Annotated in this window: 16 protein-coding genes; 11 read left to right on the top strand and 5 right to left on the bottom strand. The window is 58.9% G+C overall.

Translation table 11 applies throughout. The annotated features are described in order from the left end of the window. Nucleotides 1-196 precede the first annotated feature (196 nt). Entirely contained in the window at nt 197-1,054 is an 858-nt protein-coding gene (locus V6L81_RS10915; RefSeq protein WP_095019110.1) for a glycine betaine ABC transporter substrate-binding protein, read from the bottom strand. Nucleotides 1,055-1,345: 291 nt separating this feature from the next. Here V6L81_RS10915 and V6L81_RS10910 point away from each other — a divergent pair, with 291 nt between their 5' ends. Next, nucleotides 1,346-2,896, top strand: coding sequence for a glycosyl hydrolase family 17 protein (locus V6L81_RS10910; protein ID WP_169916684.1), 1,551 nt, complete (start codon nt 1,346-1,348; stop codon nt 2,894-2,896). A 98-nt stretch (nt 2,897-2,994) separates the two neighbouring features. Here V6L81_RS10910 and V6L81_RS10905 read toward each other — a convergent pair whose 3' ends face one another. Beyond that, nucleotides 2,995-3,357 (bottom strand): hypothetical protein, encoded by a 363-nt coding sequence (locus tag V6L81_RS10905; protein ID WP_095002120.1) that lies wholly within the window; start codon nt 3,355-3,357, stop codon nt 2,995-2,997. A gap of 231 nt (nt 3,358-3,588) precedes the next feature. Between V6L81_RS10905 and V6L81_RS10900 the strand changes: the two genes are divergently transcribed. Together V6L81_RS10900 and V6L81_RS10895 are read left to right on the top strand one after the other, a co-directional pair. After that, a complete protein-coding gene (locus tag V6L81_RS10900) occupies nt 3,589-4,887 on the top strand; it encodes a serine/threonine protein kinase (protein WP_095002121.1) in 1,299 nt (432 codons plus the stop codon). Continuing rightward, nucleotides 4,880-5,668, top strand: coding sequence for a VacJ family lipoprotein (locus V6L81_RS10895; protein ID WP_095002122.1), 789 nt, complete (start codon nt 4,880-4,882; stop codon nt 5,666-5,668). The genes V6L81_RS10900 and V6L81_RS10895 overlap by 8 nt, the downstream gene beginning before the upstream one ends. Before the next feature lie 104 nt (nt 5,669-5,772). Here V6L81_RS10895 and V6L81_RS10890 read toward each other — a convergent pair whose 3' ends face one another. Further along, nucleotides 5,773-6,918: a patatin-like phospholipase family protein gene (locus V6L81_RS10890; protein ID WP_095002123.1), complete on the bottom strand. Its 1,146-nt coding sequence runs from the start codon at nt 6,916-6,918 to the stop codon at nt 5,773-5,775. Between the two features lie 15 nt (nt 6,919-6,933). Next, nucleotides 6,934-7,866, bottom strand: coding sequence for a lipid A biosynthesis lauroyl acyltransferase (locus V6L81_RS10885; RefSeq protein ID WP_095038538.1), 933 nt, complete (start codon nt 7,864-7,866; stop codon nt 6,934-6,936). Between the two features lie 119 nt (nt 7,867-7,985). On the opposite strand from V6L81_RS10885, the gene minC reads away from it, so the two are divergent. From minC to V6L81_RS10850, 7 genes are all read left to right on the top strand, one after another. After that, entirely contained in the window at nt 7,986-8,726 is a 741-nt protein-coding gene (gene minC, locus V6L81_RS10880; protein WP_095002125.1) for a septum site-determining protein MinC, read from the top strand. Nucleotides 8,727-8,925: 199 nt separating this feature from the next. Further along, nucleotides 8,926-9,738, top strand: a complete 813-nt coding sequence (minD, locus tag V6L81_RS10875) for a septum site-determining protein MinD (RefSeq protein ID WP_029611321.1) — start codon at nt 8,926-8,928, stop codon at nt 9,736-9,738. 3 nt (nt 9,739-9,741) lie between these two features. Further along, nucleotides 9,742-9,996: a cell division topological specificity factor MinE gene (minE, locus tag V6L81_RS10870; RefSeq protein WP_016780154.1), complete on the top strand. Its 255-nt coding sequence runs from the start codon at nt 9,742-9,744 to the stop codon at nt 9,994-9,996. A gap of 90 nt (nt 9,997-10,086) precedes the next feature. Beyond that, entirely contained in the window at nt 10,087-10,722 is a 636-nt protein-coding gene (locus V6L81_RS10865) for an RluA family pseudouridine synthase (protein WP_095002126.1), read from the top strand. A 173-nt stretch (nt 10,723-10,895) separates the two neighbouring features. After that, nucleotides 10,896-12,185 carry a M18 family aminopeptidase gene (locus tag V6L81_RS10860; RefSeq protein ID WP_095002127.1) on the top strand — a complete coding sequence of 430 codons (1,290 nt, stop codon included), beginning with the start codon at nt 10,896-10,898 and terminating at the stop codon, nt 12,183-12,185. Nucleotides 12,186-12,390: 205 nt separating this feature from the next. Then, nucleotides 12,391-12,573, top strand: coding sequence for a hypothetical protein (locus V6L81_RS10855; protein WP_095002128.1), 183 nt, complete (start codon nt 12,391-12,393; stop codon nt 12,571-12,573). Nucleotides 12,574-12,689: 116 nt separating this feature from the next. Further along, complete coding sequence (locus V6L81_RS10850; RefSeq protein WP_095002270.1) at nt 12,690-14,849, top strand: mechanosensitive ion channel domain-containing protein; 2,160 nt, start codon at nt 12,690-12,692, stop codon at nt 14,847-14,849. Nucleotides 14,850-14,959: 110 nt separating this feature from the next. On the opposite strand, the gene V6L81_RS10845 is transcribed toward V6L81_RS10850, so the two are convergent. Continuing rightward, complete coding sequence (locus V6L81_RS10845) at nt 14,960-15,679, bottom strand: UTRA domain-containing protein (RefSeq protein ID WP_095002129.1); 720 nt, start codon at nt 15,677-15,679, stop codon at nt 14,960-14,962. A 346-nt stretch (nt 15,680-16,025) separates the two neighbouring features. Between V6L81_RS10845 and V6L81_RS10840 the strand changes: the two genes are divergently transcribed. Then, a complete protein-coding gene (locus tag V6L81_RS10840) occupies nt 16,026-17,093 on the top strand; it encodes an ABC transporter substrate-binding protein (protein ID WP_095020261.1) in 1,068 nt (355 codons plus the stop codon). The last annotated feature ends 107 nt before the right edge of the window (nt 17,094-17,200 follow it).

Raw genomic sequence — 17,200 nt, 5'->3', positions numbered from 1 at the left:
GATGGAACGTTTTCACTATTAGGGCGGCGCAAATTCTATTCCAGACGACTTTAGTAGTAGAGCCTCTGATTTGCTGCAGCCCCCGGTTTACCTAGTCGGCAAGGACGATGACAACCATTGCCCCGCCCGAAAATGCAAAAACCGCCTGGCGAAAACACCAGGCGGTCTTGTGTACTGCGAGCTAGACGCTTCGCGATTATTTATCGGTCCACTGGGCAACACGCTCCGGGTGTTTGGCAACCCACTCTTTGGCCGCCACTTCAGGCTTGGCACCTTCTTGAATGGCCAGCATCACCTCACCAATTTCGTCTTTTGAATTCCAGGAAAACTTCTCCAGAAATGCCGCAACTTCCGGCGCTTTTTTATTCAGCTCCTTGCTGCCGATGCTGTTAACGGTTTCTGCGGCACCATAAACGCCTTTGGGATCTTCAAGAAAACGCAGTTTCCACTTGGCAAACATCCAGTGCGGCACCCAGCCGGTGACGGCAATCGGTTCGTTCTTGGCATAGGCACGCCCAAGCTCCGAGGTCATGGCCGCCCCGGAACTTGCCTGCAACTTGTAACCCTTGAGGTCGTAATCCTTGATGGCCTCATCGGTTTTAAGCATGACACCCGACCCGGCATCGATACCGACAATTTTGTTTTTAAACTCATCGCTGCCCTTCAAGTCAGCAATCGACTGTGCCTTTACATATTCAGGCACGATCAGGCCAATTTTTGCATCTTTGAAGTTGGGCCCGTAATCGACCACCTTGTCCTTGTTCTTGGTCCAATATTCGCCGTGGGTCACCGGCAACCAGGCGGACAACATGGCATCGAGTTTGCCCGTGGCCACCCCCTGCCACATGATGCCGGTGGCTACCGGCATCAATTTCACGTCATAACCCAGCTTCTGTTTAATCACCTCTGCTGCGACATGGGTGGTGGCCACGCTGTCGGACCAGCCATCCACATAACCTATATTCAGGGTCGGTTTGTTCTGCGCGCTCGCCAAACCCGCACTCATCGCCAGCACCAAGACTGCTCCTGCGCTCAAAATTCGTCGCATCTTCATCTTTGATTCCCCACAGTGCCGGGCCCGACGAGTGCCGGGCCACTTCAAGATTCCTGCAAGGCTTTATAGCCTCGTATCACTTGCTCCGGATAATCAACCGCGCCTGTTTAGCGTCCTGCTCTGACGACGACCCCCATACAACCAGCAGCGACATGGCGATCACAGCCAAATTGATGCGTGCGGACGCTGGACGGCCAGACTGACAAACATTAGATGTCAAAATCATACACAGGCGCTGCGCCTGCTCAATTGCAGGTAAGATGCGCGGCTTTGCTCCCATACGGCCCGACCATGTCTGCGACTGTCCGCTTCCCCGTGCTGCCTTATCTCCTTGCCTGCCTGCTGGGCGCATTTGCCATTGCCGGCTTCTGGTACGGCCTGGGCCAACCGGTGATATTGCCCGATGCAGCAACACCGACCCATAAACTGCAATGTGCATCCTATACGCCGTTCGATAAGGACCAGTCGCCGTTCGACCAGCCTTTTGTGCCACGGGCAGAGCGTCTGGATGCCGATCTGGCGTTGCTGGCCACGCGCTTTCAATGCATCCGCACCTATTCCCAGGCGGGCCTTGAAACTCTGCCCGAGCTGGCACGCAAACACGGGCTCAAGCTGATGGCAGGCGCCTGGGTCAGCCGCGACCCCGTGGCCACGGAGCAGGAAGTGCAAGCCCTGATCGCTTCAGCCAATGCCAACCCGGATGTGGTCAGCGCAGTGATAGTCGGTAACGAAGCCTTGCTGCGCAAGGAGGTCACTGCCCCGCAGCTGGTCCGGCTGATCGACAAGGTGAAAAGCCAGGTCAAGCAACCGGTGACGTATGCAGACGTTTGGGAGTTCTGGCTGCAACACCCGGAAATTGCCCCGGCCGTGGACTTTCTGACCATCCACCTGCTGCCTTACTGGGAAGATGACCCTGCCGGCATTGACCAGGCGGTACAACATGTAGCGCAGGTTCGCCAGGTATTCGGCAACAAGTTCGCCCCCAAAGATATCCTGATCGGCGAGACCGGCTGGCCGAGCGAAGGTCGCCAGCGGGAAACTGCCCAGCCAAGCCGGGTGAACGAAGCAAAATTCATTCGTGGATTTGTCACTATGGCCGAACAAAACGGCTGGAAGTACAACCTGATCGAAGCCTTCGACCAACCCTGGAAGCGTGGCAGCGAGGGGGCGGTAGGCGGTTACTGGGGTTTGTTTGATGCCGATCGCCAGGACAAGGGTATCCTCGCCGGCCCGGTATCCAACCTGCCGCACTGGCCGGTCTGGCTGGGCTTTGGCGCCGTCCTGTTTGCGGGCACACTGCTGATTGGCGGCCGGATCCGTACAAAACGCGCCGCTCTGACACTGCCAGCACTGGGTGCGGTGGCGGGATGCAGCATCGTGGCATGGGCCGAGCTGGCGTCAGTCACCAGCCGCTTTGCTGGCGAGTGGCTATGGGCTGGCTTGCTGGTTGGCCTGAACCTGATCGTACTGACCCATGGTGCATTGGCCCTGGGCCAGAAAGACGGCTGGCGAGAACGCCTGTTCAACGCACTGGAGCGCCGTGCGGGCTGGTGGCTGGCAGCCGCCGGGTTTGCCGCAGCGGTGATGATGCTTGGGCTGGTGTTTGAACCGCGCTATCGAAGTTTCCCGAGTGCCGCCCTGCTCCTGCCTGCACTGGTTTATCTGCTACGCCCGGTGGGCGGCCCGCGCCGTGAGTTCGGCCTGCTGGCCTTGATCATCGGGGCAGGCATACCGGTGCAGCTGTACCGCGAAGGCCTGCACAATGAACAGGCCTGGATGTGGGCGCTGGTCAGCGTACTGATGGTGATGGCGCTGTGGCGCAGTGTGCGCAAGCGCGCATGACACCTTTCTAGTGCAATCCCCCTGTGGGAGCGAGCCTGCTCGCGAAGGCCTCAAAGACCTTTCGCGAGCAGGCTCGCTCCCACAAATGTTTCAAACTCTTACTTCGCGGCCCGCACCAGGCGCAACCCGGCGATCACCACGGCAAACACTGCGAGGCTGGCGTTATACAACGCCAGTGCGGGCAGGCCGAACAGCAGGGCCAGCACCGCCAGTGCGCAGCCGACACGACCACGCACGCAAAAAGCAATAATCGACAGCACCAGCGCGACCCAGCCCAATACCCGGAAATGAATCAACAAGCCCAGGTTTGCCCGCAACTGGCATTCCCAGCGCGCAGCCTCTGCCACACAGGTCCCCACCCACTGCGAGTCCTCCATCAAGCCGTATCGCAGCCCATAACTGGCGAGCAACCATACAGGCAGAGCGATAAGCAGCAAGATCCACGGCAAACGAGGTCGCATAACAAACTCCGATAGGCAAAAACGGCGCCCAGCTTAATCCCCATCTACAGCTATACAAGCCTTGCAATCAGATATCTGTTAACTAAAGTCATTCAGCGTGTATCTTGAGTGACTTTTTGCCTGTTCGGGACTGTTTGGGGAATTATTTAGTGCCATTGAATGGCACTTCAGTACGAGCCCTGTGGTCATAGCCTGCGAAACTTTTGCGCATCTTATTTAGGGATAGCCTCCATGCTCCGTTCTCTGCCCTTCGCTGCCTTACTGGGCGGCCTTATCTTGAGTGCGTCCGCGCAGGCGGTCGATGTCGACCCCGCAACGTATGGCTACCCGATAACCAATCCGTTTGAAGCTACGATCGCCACCACTCCGCCGCAAATGCGCCCGCTGCTGCCCGACGAAGATGATATCAACCAGTCGGACTACACCCTCAACCTGCGCCCTGAACGTGAGCACATACTGCCGGCCAATTTCTGGGCGGTGAAAAAGCTCACTTACCGCATGGCCAAACAGGATCACCCGGCGCCCTTGATGTTCCTGATTGCCGGCACCGGTGCTGCCTACGACAGCAGCCTCAACGAATACCTTAAAAAGCTCTTCTATCAGGAAGGCTATCACGTCGTTCAGCTGTCATCGCCCACCAGCTATGACTTCATGAGTTCGGCCTCGCGCCTGGCCACGCCCGGCATCAGCCAGTACGACGCCGAGGATTTGTATCATGTGATGCAGGCTGTACGCGCCCAACAGGCCAAATTGCCCGTTACCGACTACTACCTCGCGGGTTATAGTCTGGGTGCGCTGGATGCTGCCTTTGTCAGCCACCTGGATGAAACACGCAAAAGCTTCAACTTCAAAAAAGTGTTGATGCTCAACCCGCCGGTCAATCTCTTTACCTCCATCAGCAACCTCGACAAGCTGGTGCAGACCGAGGTCAAAGGCATCAACAACTCCACCACGTTCTACGAACTGGTGCTGGGCAAGCTGACCCGCTACTTTCAGGATAAAGGCCGGGTCGACCTCAATGCGGCACTGGTGTATGACCTGCAAAACTCCAAGGAGCGCCTGACCAACGAGCAAATGGCCATGCTGATCGGCACGGTGTTTCGTTTCTCGTCAGCCGATATCGTGTTCACCTCGGACCTGATCAACCGCCGTGGCCTGATCACCCCGCCGAACTACCCGATCACCGAGGGCACCAGCCTGACACCTTTCCTCAAGCGTTCGCTGCAGTGTGACTTTGACTGCTACCTGACCGAGCAGGTGATCCCCATGTGGCGCGCCAAGACCGATGGCGGCAGCCTGCTGCAGTTGATCGATCAGGTCAGCCTGTACGCCCTGCAGGATTACCTGAAAAATAGCCCGAAGATTGCCGTCATGCATAACGCCGACGACATCATCCTGGGCCCTGGCGACCTCGGATTCCTGCGTAAAACCTTCGGTAATCGCCTGACGGTTTACCCCTATGGCGGCCATTGCGGCAACATCAATTACCGAGTCAACGCTGACGATATGCTGGAGTTCTTCCGTGGCTAAACAATTATTGCTTCTCGCCGCCCTGCTCGGCGCCGGCTTCGCCCAAGCCGACAACAGCAAAGCTCACACGGAACTGACCCCCGATGTCGACGGGTTTACCCAGCCGTTGAAACTGTTGAAGTTCAATCCGGGCCTGGATCAGCGTGAGTTCGAGCGCGCCACCATGAACGCTCTGAGCATCTATGACCCGCTGGAGCCGATCAACCGCAGGATTTACCATTTCAACTACCGCTTCGACCAGTGGGTGTTCCTCCCGGTGGTCAATGGCTATCGCTATGTCACGCCCAGTTTTTTGCGCACGGGTGTGAGCAACTTCTTCAACAACCTGGGGGATGTCCCCAACCTGTTCAACAGCCTGCTGCAGCTCAAGGGCCATCGCTCGATGGAAACCACAGGGCGCTTGTTGCTGAATACGACCATCGGCATCGGCGGGCTGTGGGATCCGGCCACAGCCATGGGCCTGCCCCGTCAAAGTGAAGACTTCGGCCAGACCCTGGGCTTTTATGGCGTACCCGGCGGTGCATACCTGATGCTGCCGATCCTTGGCCCGTCGAACCTGCGCGACACCACGGGCCTGGTGGTCGACTATGGCGTCAACCAGGAGATCAACTTCCTGAACGTGCCGCACGAGAGCACTCGCCATCCCGAGATCTGGGTGCTGGGCGCTGTCGACAAACGCTATACCACCAGCTTCCGTTATGGTCAGTTCGACTCGCCATTCGAATACGACAAGCTGCGTTACATCTACACTGAAGCGCGCAAATTGCAGATTGCCGAGTAAACCTGTAGCCGCTGCAACAGATTGCGATGGGTTGCGCAGCGACCCCGAGGAAGGGCCGGCGGCCCTTATCGCAGCCTGCGGCAGCGGCTACAAAAGCGAGTAGTTCAAACCCGCAAAAACTGGCACAGCGCATCGCGCTTGGCCATCGCATCGCGTCGCCCCAACTCGATCAACTCCCGACAATAACCCGCCTCGAACAGCAGGTAGCTGAGCACCCCTGCACCACTGGTTTTGGTCGCACCGGGGCCACGCAGGAACATGCGCAGCGCGGCCGGCAGCTCATGCCGATGGCGGGCCGCGATTTCGTCTATAGGCTGGCTCGGCGCAATCACCAGCACCTCCACGGGGGACAAACCGAGGTTGTCGGATTGCCTGGGCAGCAGGCGACTGAAGTGATTGAGCCGCTCAAGCAGCTCGATATCGCTTTCCAGGCTGTCGATAAACGTACTGTTGAGCATATGCCCGCCAATTTGCGCCAGCGTCGGTTGTTGAGCGTTGTAGTAGTGCGACTGGCCGGCCTGAAGGTCCGGCCCGCGCGGGTTGCCGCTCACCCCCACCACCAGCACCCGGTTGGCTCCCAGATGCAGCGCAGGACTGATTGGCGCCGACTGCCGCACTGCGCCATCGCCAAAATACTCTTCGCCGATTTTGACCGGAGCAAACAGAAGAGGGATGGCCGAACTGGCCAGCAGATGTTCAACCGTCAAAGCGGTGGGCATGCCGATGCGCCGATGGCGCAACCAGCCATTGATGGTGCCCTTGCCTTGATAAAAGGTCACCGCCTGACTGGAAGAATAGCCAAATGCAGTAACCGCGACAGCCCGTAGGTGATGCCCGGCAATCGCCTGTTCAACACCGGGGAAGTTGATCCGGTCCTGGAGCAGATCGCGCAAGGGCGAACTGTCGAGCAGCGCCACCGGCACATGCGAGCCTAGCCCGAGCAGACTGTGAGCAAAAAAACGCGTGGCCTGATGCAAAACCCCCGACCAGTCGCTGCGTAGCACGCGCCTGCTTTCAAAACCCTGCCAGAACAGGGTCAGGTGCTCGACCGCGCGGGTGAAATCCATCGCCCCGCTAGCCAGGCTGACCGCATTGATCGCGCCCGCTGACGTCCCGACAATCACCGGGAACGGGTTGATGGCACCGGCAGGCAGCAACTCGGCAATCGCCGCCAGCACGCCGACCTGATAGGCCGCCCGCGCACCACCACCAGACAGTATCAGGCCCGTCACCGGCGCAACCGCAGTCACGCCAGTGCGGCCGCCTCAGCCGCGTTTGTCGTACAGTTTCGGCTCGCCGGGCGGGCGGGTCTTGAAGCGGCGATGGGCCCACAGATACTGCTCGGGGCATTCACGCACCGCCCGCTCAACCCATTGATTGATTCGCAGGCAATCAGCCTCATCGCTTTCTCCGGGGAAATCCCTCAGTGGCGGATGAATGACCAGCTTGTAACCACTGCCGTCGGCCAGTCTTTGTTGAGTAAAGGGCACAACCTGCGCTTTGCCCAGTTTGGCGAACTTGCTGGTGGCGGTAACGGTGGCCGCCTGGATGCCGAACAAAGGCACAAAGATGCTCTGCTTGGCGCCGTAGTCCTGGTCGGGCGCATACCAGATCGCCCGCCCTGAGCGCAGCAGCTTGAGCATGCCGCGCACGTCATCACGTTCGACAGCCAGCGAATCTACATTGTGCCGCTCACGGCCACGACGCTGGATAAAGTCGAACAGCGGGTTTTTATGTTCGCGGTACATGCCATCGATGGTGTGTTGCTGACCCAGCAAGGCAGCGCCGATTTCCAGGGTGGTAAAGTGAAATGCCATCAGGATTACCCCCTTGCCTTCAAGCTGAGCCCGCTTCAGGTGCTCCAGCCCTTCGACATGGGCCAGCTTGGCCAGACGCGGTTTTGACCACCACCAGCTCATGGCCATTTCAAAGAAGGCGATACCGGTCGAGGCGAAGTTGTCCTTGAGCAACTGCTTGCGCTCGGCGCGGGTCTTTTCAGGGAAACACAATTCAAGGTTGCGCGTGGCAATACGTCGGCGATCACCGGCCACCCGATACATCAGGGCGCCGAGACCACGGCCGATACACAGTTGTACTTTATAAGGCAGTTGCACGACCAGCCACAGCACGCCGAGACCCAGCCATAGCAGCCAGAAACGCGGATGAAAAAAAGCGGCACGAAAACGCGGGCGATCCATTAATGATTCCGGACAGACACAAGGGTCGGCCATTCTACATCGTTAGACCCGGCTTGCGGCCTGCCGGCGTTCTCGTTATAAGTCTCAGCACTTTAAGTGACAAGTCGCGTTAAGCAACCATGAGCCAAACCGAATCGCTAGACCAAGCCCCCGTGTTCCAGCTTAAGGGCAGTATGCTCGCCATCACGGTGCTGGAACTTGCGCACAACAACCTTGAAGCCCTGGACCGCCAACTGGCCGCCAAAGTGGCCCAGGCCCCGAATTTTTTCAGCAATACCCCGCTGGTACTGGCGCTGGACAAGCTGCCCGCCAGTGAAGGCGCCATCGATTTGCCGGGGCTGATGCGCGTCTGCCGCCAACATGGCCTGCGCACCCTGGCCATTCGCGCCAACCGCATCGAGGACATCGCTGCTGCCATTGCCATCGACCTGCCTGTACTGCCACCCTCCGGCGCCCGTGAGCGGCCGATTGATCCGGTTGAAGTGGTGGTCGAGGCAAAAAAACCGGAAAAACCGCCAGAGCCGGCGATCAAGCCGACCAGGATCATCACCAGCCCGGTACGCGGCGGCCAGACGGTGTATGCCGAAGGCTGTGACCTGGTGGTGATCGCTTCAGTCAGCCCCGGTGCGGAACTTATGGCCGATGGCAACATCCATGTGTACGGGCCTATGCGGGGCCGCGCACTGGCCGGGCACAAGGGCAACACCAAGGCACGGATTTTTTGCCAGCAGCTGAGCGCCGAGCTAGTGTCAATTGCGGGCAAGTACAAGGTATCCGAAGACCTGCGTCGGGATCCTCTGTGGGGAACAGGTGTTCAGATCAGTCTGTCAAGTGACATGTTGAACATCACCCGGCTTTAACGGATACTCTCGCCATTTTCCAAGCATCTCAAAATCGTAGTGAAAACAGACTTTTCCTTGTAGGGACAAGCAATCAGGCAGTGTTTACACAGCGTAAACGCGACTTGAACAATGACCCGCCAAGGCTGTTCACCTGCAGTCGTTCATAGAGATGTTATTCAGGGGCTAAAAAGTCCTTTTTCCTTAGGGGTGAAACACCTTGGCCAAGATTCTAGTGGTTACATCCGGCAAGGGTGGTGTGGGTAAGACCACCACCAGCGCCGCTATCGGTACCGGCCTCGCTCTGCGCGGCCACAAAACAGTGATCGTCGACTTTGACGTCGGCTTGCGTAACCTCGACCTGATCATGGGTTGCGAGCGCCGCGTGGTGTATGACTTCGTCAACGTGGTCAACGGTGAAGCCAACCTGCAGCAGGCGCTGATCAAAGACAAGCGCCTGGAAAACCTCTACGTGCTGGCCGCCAGCCAGACCCGTGACAAGGACGCGCTGACCAAGGAAGGCGTCGAAAAAGTTCTTATGGAGCTTAAGGAAACCTTCGAATACGTGGTCTGCGACTCCCCGGCCGGTATCGAAACCGGTGCCCACCTGGCCATGTACTTCGCTGACGAAGCGGTAGTCGTGACCAACCCGGAAGTGTCCTCGGTACGTGACTCGGACCGCATGCTGGGCCTGCTGGCCAGCAAGTCGCGCCGCGCCGAACTGGGCCAGGATCCGATCAAGGAACACCTGCTGCTGACCCGCTACAACCCTGATCGCGTTTCCAAAGGCGAAATGCTCGGCGTTGAAGACGTCAAAGAGATTCTGGCCGTGGCCCTGCTGGGCGTGATCCCGGAGTCCCAGGCTGTTCTCAAGGCATCCAACCAGGGCGTGCCAGTGATCCTTGACGATCAAAGCGACGCCGGTCAGGCCTACAGCGATGCCGTTGATCGCCTGCTGGGCAAAACCGTGGAGCACCGGTTCCTTGATGTACAGAAGAAGGGATTCTTCGAGCGCCTGTTTGGAGGCAACTAAACAATGAACATTTTTGACTTCTTTCGTACCCGCAAAACGCCAACAACCGCGTCGGTGGCGAAAGAGCGTCTACAGATCATCGTGGCGCACGAGCGTGGCCAACGCAGCACCCCGGACTACCTGCCTGCCCTGCAAAAAGAGCTGGTCGAGGTGATCCGCAAATACGTCAACATCGGCGACGATTCGGTACAGATCGCCCTTGAAAACGAAGGTAGCTGCTCGATTCTGGAACTCAACATCACACTGCCAGATCGTTAATCGATCCGGCGGGCACCACGGCGACCTCGGTGCCTTCCCTGCAGGGGAGGCTCCTTTGTCGCCGTTGGCGTTTTTCAAGAGGCTGTTTTAATGCCGTTGTCCAATATTCACATTATCCATGAGGACGCTGGCGTTCTGGTGGTCAACAAGCCGACCTTGCTGCTTTCGGTGCCGGGCCGGGCCGATGACAACAAGGACTGTTTGATTACCCGCCTGCAAGAAAACGGCTACCCCGAGGCGCGCATTGTCCACCGTCTGGATTGGGAAACGTCCGGGATTATTTTGCTGGCGCGGGATGCTGACACTCACCGTGAGCTTTCCCGCCAGTTTCACGACCGCGAAACCGAAAAGGCCTACACCGCACTAGCCTGGGGCCAGCCCGAGCTGGACAGCGGCAGCATCGATCTGCCCCTGCGCTACGACCCGCCGACCAAACCCCGGCACGTGGTTGACCATGAATTCGGTAAAAACGCACTGACCTTCTGGAAGATCCTGGAGCGGTGTGGCGATTACTGCCGCGTTGAGCTGACACCGATTACCGGCCGTTCGCACCAGTTGCGCGTGCACATGCTGTCAATCGGCCACCCGCTGCTCGGTGATGGCCTGTATGCGCACCCGCAAGCCCTGGCCGCATGGCCGCGTTTGTGCCTGCACGCGAGCATGCTGAGCTTCACCCACCCGCAAACCGGTGAACGCCTGCGCTTTGAGTGCCCGGCACCGTTCTAAATACCTACCCCCCCTTGTGGGAGCGGGCTTGCTCGCGATACAGGCGACGCGGTTTTGCAGGAACATCGCACTGATGCCATCGCGAGCAAGCCCGCTCCCACAAGAGCTGCATTAGAGGGCCAAATCTTGCGATCAATGCGCTAAACTCGCGGCCTTGCTGTCTGGAGTAACTTATGCGCGAAGAGTTGAACCAAGGCCTGATCGACTTCCTCAAGGCCTCCCCTACCCCCTTTCATGCCACTGCCAGTCTTGTTCAGCGCCTTGAGGCCGCCGGCTACCAGCGCCTCGACGAGCGCGAAACCTGGTTCACCGAAGCCAATGGCCGCTATTACGTCACCCGTAATGACTCTTCCATCGTCGCCTTCAAGCTGGGTCGCCATTCGCCCCTGCACGGCGGTATCCGCATGGTTGGCGCCCACACAGACAGCCCCTGCCTGCGGGTTAAGCCACAACCCGAACTGCAACGCCAGGGCTTCTGGCAATTGGGCGTCGAGGTCTACGGCGGTGCATTGCTCGCGCCCTGGTTCGACCGTGACCTGTCCCTGGCCGGGCGCGTCACTTTCCGCCGCGATGGCCAGGTCGAAAGCCAGCTGATCGATTTCAAGGCGCCGATTGCGACTATCCCCAACCTGGCGATCCACCTCAACCGTACTGCCAACGAAGGTTGGGCGATCAACCCGCAGACCGAACTGCCGCCGATCCTGGCCCAGGTGGCCGGTGATGAGCGCGTTGACTTCCGCGCGTTGCTCACCGACCAGTTGGCCCGCGAGCACGGCCTCAATGCCGACGTGGTGCTGGACTACGAGCTGAGTTTCTACGACACCCAAAGCGCTGCGGTGATCGGCCTCAACGGCGACTTTATCGCCGGTGCGCGCCTGGATAACCTGCTGTCCTGCTACGCAGGCCTGCAAGCCCTGCTCACCACCGAGACCGAAGAAACCTGTCTGTTCGTGGCCAACGACCACGAAGAAGTCGGCTCGTGCTCGGCCTGCGGCGCCGATGGCCCGATGCTGGAGCAAATCCTGCAGCGCCTGTTGCCTGAGGGCGACGAGTACGTACGCACGATCCAGAAATCTCTGCTGGTCTCGGCAGACAACGCCCACGGAGTTCACCCCAACTATGCTGACAAGCACGATGCCAATCACGGGCCCAAGCTCAATGCCGGGCCGGTGATCAAGGTCAATAGCAACCAGCGCTACGCCACCAACAGCGAAACCGCCGGATTCTTCCGCCACCTGTGCATGGCCGTGGAAGTCCCGGTGCAAAGTTTTGTGGTGCGCAGCGACATGGGTTGCGGTTCGACCATTGGCCCGATCACTGCCAGCCACCTGGGCGTGCGCACCGTGGATATCGGCCTGCCGACCTTCGCCATGCACTCGATCCGCGAACTGGCCGGCAGCCATGACCTGGCTCACCTGGTCAAAGTGCTGAGCGCGTTCTACGCCAGCAACCAGTTGCCGTAAGGCATATTCCTTGAAGCCGCTGCCGCAGGCTGCGATAAGGGCCGCAGGACCTTCGATAAAGCAGGGTCGCTGCGCAACCCGTCGCAGACTGCGGCAGCGGCTTCAAGGTTCTGCGTCTGGCTGATTCATTTTTGATACACATCACCACACATCTGCGCAAACCGACCTAGACTTGGGGCACTCACTTGCACAGGTCCCTCTCACCATGTTTGAAACCACTGCCTTCCACTCCATGATGATTCCAATTATCTGCGGCATGCTGCTGCTGACCATTGGCTTCAACTTTCGCGAACGCAGTAGTGGCATCGGCGTGCTGATGATCTGGGCTGGCATGCTGCTGATATTCGGCACCATCATCTTCAAAATCCTCGCCAAACTGAATGAATAGCCCCGACATTTTCCCGCCCCGGGCCCGCGATCATTTATTTATGTGACAAGAAATGAATGATCACGGGGCCTAGCGTACACTCGGCCAATTCGCTCCCCCTCGAGGTTGATCGCCCAGTGTTTTCCCGTCTTGTCGCCCTGCCCTGTTTCCTGCTGGTTTGCCTGCTGACGCTCTTGCCCATGACCTCTGCGCAGGCCGTCGGTTTGCCGGGCATGCTGGGCAGTTCGGACAAAACCCAGGCACAACCTACCGAGCCACTGGGCCAATCGCTGGACGAGGTGATCAAGAACCTCGAAAACGATCAGCAGCGCAGCAAGCTGTTGGCCGACCTGAAAAAACTTCGCGATGCCACCAAAAAAGCCCAGCCCGAAGCCGAGATAGGCGTTCTGGGGTTGATCGGCAGCACCCTGGCCGATCTCGAAAAGCAGTTTTCCGGCGATGACAGTCCAACCTATCGCTGGACCAAGGAAATCTCCCAGGCCAAGGAAGAACTTTCTGCATTGATGCTGCCAGCCAATGAATGGCTGCCGATCATTTTTGGCTTTGCCCTGGTCATCATGATCTGGAGCCTGCTGGCCGCCCTGCTGATCTGGGTCAGCCACCGGGTGCGATTGCGATTTGGCCTGAGCGAGGAATTGCCGCAACACCCCAAGGCCGTCGACATGCTGCGCTTTGCCTTGCGCAAGCTGGGGCCGTGGATGGTCGCGCTGATGATCACGGTGTACATGAGTTACTCCCTGCCGTCTTCGCTGGGCAAGGACCTGGCAATGGTGCTGGCGTACGCGCTGGTTATTGGCACCTGTTTCTCGGCCATCTGCGTGATCCTTTTCTCGCTGCTCGATGGCCCCCACCGGCACCGCGCCTTGCATATCCTGCGGCACCAGGCATTTCGCCCGCTGTGGTGGATCGGCAGCTTCGCAGCCTTTGGCGAAGCACTGAGCGATCCGCGGCTGGTTGCCACCCTCGGGGTTCACCTGGCGCATACCGCGGCGACCTTTGCCAATGTGATGGCGGCGTTGTCCACCGGCCTGTTTATCATCCGTTTCCGCCGCCCTATCGCCCACTTGATCCGCAATCAACCCCTGTCGCGCCGCCTGACCCGTCGCGCCCTGAGCGACAGCATCGAGATCCTCGGCACTTACTGGTATGTCGCGGCGCTGATTCTGGTGGGCATCTCGCTGGCGGCCACGTTTATCTCGGCAGGCGACACCAGCACCGCGCTGCGCCAGTCGCTGATCTGTACCGTGCTGGTGGTGCTGTGCATGGTGATCAATGGGCTGGTGCGCCGTCATGCGCAAAAGCCGCAACGTGGTCATAAGCGCCATGCGCTGTATTCCGAGCGCCTGAAAAGTTTCGTCTACACCCTGGCCCACCTGATTGTGTGGCTGGTGTTTATCGAGCTGGGGCTGCGGGTGTGGGGTATGTCGCTGATCGGCTTTACCGAGGGTGAGGGTCACGAGATCAGCGTCAAGCTGTTCGGCCTTGGCGGTACGCTGCTGTTTGCCTGGCTGATCTGGATTCTCGCCGACACCGCCATCCACCATGCCCTGACCCGCTCGCGCAAGGGGCTGGCCAATGCCCGCGCGCAAACCATGATGCCGCTGATTCGCAACATCCTGTTTGCCGCGATCTTCATCATTGCGCTGATCGTCGCCCTGGCCAATATGGGCATGAACGTCACCCCCCTGCTTGCGGGTGCCGGCGTAATCGGTCTGGCCATCGGTTTTGGTGCTCAGTCACTGGTTGCCGACCTGATCACGGGCCTGTTTATCATCATCGAAGATTCCCTGGCCATCGACGACTACGTCGATGTCGGCGGGCATCTGGGCACGGTTGAAGGGCTGACCATTCGTACCGTGCGCCTGCGCGATATCGACGGCATCGTGCATACCATCCCGTTCAGTGAAATCAAAAGCATCAAAAACTACTCCCGGGAATTTGGCTACGCCATCTTCCGCGTCGCCATCCCCTACAACATGGAAATCGACGACGCCATCAAGCTGATGCGTGAAGTCGGGCAAAAGATGCGTACCGACCCGCTGCAGCGGCGCAATATCTGGTCGCCGCTGGAGATTCAGGGGGTCGAGAGTTTCGAGTCCGGCAGCGCCATTTTGCGTGCCCGTTTCAAGACGGCACCGATCAAGCAATGGGAAGTGTCGCGGGCGTTCAACCTGTCGCTCAAGCGTCACCTGGATGAGGCCGGGCTGGACCTGGCCACCCCGCGCTTGAGTGTGCAGGTGGTGACGGCGGGCAGCGGTATCCTGCAAAAGGATTGAGCCAATAACTTGTGGGAGCGAGCCTGCTCGCGATGATATCGGCCAGGTTCTCCTGACAGACCGCGCAGTATGCATCGCGAGCAGGCTCGCTCCCACAAAAGCAGGTTTGTTCAACGCTCCTGCACATCCACCCCGACATGAATCGCATCATGTCGCCAATACTCCAGATCACAGTCGATCAGCCGTTCGTGCTGGTCGTAATTGACCCGCGCAATGCGCAAACCCGGGCTGCCGGTTGATACCTTGAGCGTCGCTGCAGCCTCTACCGGCAGCGCCGTAGGCACAATCTCAAAACGCACCCGGCCGTAATGCAAATCGTAATGCCGGGCATACAGCTCAGTAATCGACTGCGTCAGATCAAGGTCAAGGATCTGCGGGAAGTACTGCGGATTCAGGTAGTGCTCCACATACAGCACCAGCCGCCCGTCAATCCGCCGGCCCCGGCAGATCTGGATCACGCTGGATAACGCTGGTAGCTGCAAGCGCTCACACACCGCAGCCGTGGCCGGCAGCAGGCGCGCCGATATCACCTCGGTGGTTGGCACTCGCCCCTGGGCCGTGACCATGGCATGAAAGTGGCTGCGCTGCATCAGGTTGTACGCCAGACGCGGCGGCGAAATAAACCAGCCGCGCCGCTCCTCCCGATACACCAGCCCCAGGGATTCAAGCTGTAACAACGCTTCGCGCACGGTGACGCGGGTGGTGGCGAATAACTCGCTGAGTTTGCGCTCGGCCGGCAGCTGACTGCCTCCCGCCAGTAGACCGTGCTCAATCTGCTCTTGCAGCGTGCGACTTATCGCTGTTACCGCCTTGGGTGCACCTTCTCGCATCAACGTTACCTGGCTGGACTAGTCCAGCACCAAAAGTGGGCAAACATGGCCGTCAAACGGTCACTCCCTGAACCTGTCAGCCTAGGCAGAACATATGACTGTTCGATGACAAGAGGGCGCTCATATACCCGTCAAAATGCGCCAAACCCCTTGCCAGCCGGGGCCTTCCCGATGGTCTACGCTTAGCCGGAACACACACGCTGGCTGGCGATATGCCTTGCACAACCAATGCCGACATTAAAGTGTCATCTGCCGGGCTTAAATTGGCTCAGGTATTGCTGACCTAGACCAACCCACCGCAAAAGAGCAATAAAACCCAGCGTTGAAAACGCCCAAGGAGCTTCGGATGAAACAGTTTTTCCTCGCATCACTGTTAGGTTCAAGCATTGCCCTGTGCACATCGGCCATGGCCGCCGATGTCGATTTAAAAGCCCTGGAAGCCGCAGCAAAGGCTGAAGGCACGGTCAACAGCGTCGGCATGCCCGATGACTGGGCCAACTGGAAGGGCACTTGGGCCGATCTGAACAAGCTCTACGGCCTCAAGCACATCGACACTGATATGAGTTCGGCCCAGGAAGTGGCCAAGTTTGCCGCGGAAAAAGACAACGCCAGTGCCGACATCGGTGACGTGGGCGCCGCCTTTGGCCCGATTGCCGTGGCCAAAGGCGTAACCCAGCCGTACAAGCCAACCACCTGGGAACAGATCCCGGACTGGGCCAAGGATAAAGACGGCAACTGGGCCCTGGCCTACACCGGCACCATTGCGTTTATCGTCAACAAGAAACTGCTGCACGGCTCTGAAGTGCCGACCAAATGGGCTGACCTGAAGTCGGGTAAATACAAGGTCTCGATCGGTGATGTCAGCACCGCGGCCCAGGCCACCAATGGCGTGCTGGCTGCAGCCATTGCCAATGGCGGCAATGAAAAGAACGTGCAACCGGCCCTGTTGATGTTTGCCGACATCGCCAAGCAAGGCCGCCTGTCACTGGCCAACCCGACCATCGCCACGATGGAGAAAGGTGAAGTGGAAGTCGGCGTGGTCTGGGATTTCAACGGCTTGAGCTACAAAGCCAAAATGGCCAACCCGGATGACTATGTGGTGCTGATCCCGTCCGACGGTTCGGTGATCTCGGGCTACACCACCATCATCAACAAATACGCCAAACACCCGAACGCCGCCAAGCTGACTCGCGAATTCATCTTCAGCGATGCCGGGCAAACCAACCTGGCGCGGGGCAATGCACGGCCGATTCGTGCCGAGCACCTGAAGCTGCCGGCTGACGTGCAGGCCAAGCTGCTGTCCAACGACCAGTACAAAAATGTCACCCCGATCAAAGACGCCGACGCCTGGGAAAAGACCTCCAAGGCCTTGCCGCAGCTGTGGCAGGAAGAAGTCATCATCAATATGCAGTAACCCTGCGCCTTGATCTGCGTGGGAGCGGGCTTGCTCGCGATGCCATCGACTCGATCCATCTGATGTGCCGGGTTGTACCCATCGCGAGCAAGCCCGCTCCAACAACA

Source organism: Pseudomonas bubulae (assembly GCF_037023725.1).
Taxonomy (GTDB): domain Bacteria; phylum Pseudomonadota; class Gammaproteobacteria; order Pseudomonadales; family Pseudomonadaceae; genus Aquipseudomonas; species Aquipseudomonas bubulae.
The sequence above is the reverse complement of the archived record's forward strand: the minus strand, read 5'-3'. Positions and strand labels throughout refer to the sequence as shown.

Coding starts and splice junctions, on each gene's coding strand:
- V6L81_RS10915 (WP_095019110.1), bottom strand. CDS start 1,054: ATGAAGATGCGACGAATTTTGAGCGCAGGAGCAGTCTTGGTGCTGGCG.
- V6L81_RS10910 (WP_169916684.1), top strand. CDS start 1,346: ATGTCTGCGACTGTCCGCTTCCCCGTGCTGCCTTATCTCCTTGCCTGC.
- V6L81_RS10905 (WP_095002120.1), bottom strand. CDS start 3,357: ATGCGACCTCGTTTGCCGTGGATCTTGCTGCTTATCGCTCTGCCTGTA.
- V6L81_RS10900 (WP_095002121.1), top strand. CDS start 3,589: ATGCTCCGTTCTCTGCCCTTCGCTGCCTTACTGGGCGGCCTTATCTTG.
- V6L81_RS10885 (WP_095038538.1), bottom strand. CDS start 7,866: ATGGATCGCCCGCGTTTTCGTGCCGCTTTTTTTCATCCGCGTTTCTGG.
- minC (WP_095002125.1), top strand. CDS start 7,986: ATGAGCCAAACCGAATCGCTAGACCAAGCCCCCGTGTTCCAGCTTAAG.
- minE (WP_016780154.1), top strand. CDS start 9,742: ATGAACATTTTTGACTTCTTTCGTACCCGCAAAACGCCAACAACCGCG.
- V6L81_RS10865 (WP_095002126.1), top strand. CDS start 10,087: ATGCCGTTGTCCAATATTCACATTATCCATGAGGACGCTGGCGTTCTG.
- V6L81_RS10860 (WP_095002127.1), top strand. CDS start 10,896: ATGCGCGAAGAGTTGAACCAAGGCCTGATCGACTTCCTCAAGGCCTCC.
- V6L81_RS10855 (WP_095002128.1), top strand. CDS start 12,391: ATGTTTGAAACCACTGCCTTCCACTCCATGATGATTCCAATTATCTGC.
- V6L81_RS10845 (WP_095002129.1), bottom strand. CDS start 15,679: ATGCGAGAAGGTGCACCCAAGGCGGTAACAGCGATAAGTCGCACGCTG.
- V6L81_RS10840 (WP_095020261.1), top strand. CDS start 16,026: ATGAAACAGTTTTTCCTCGCATCACTGTTAGGTTCAAGCATTGCCCTG.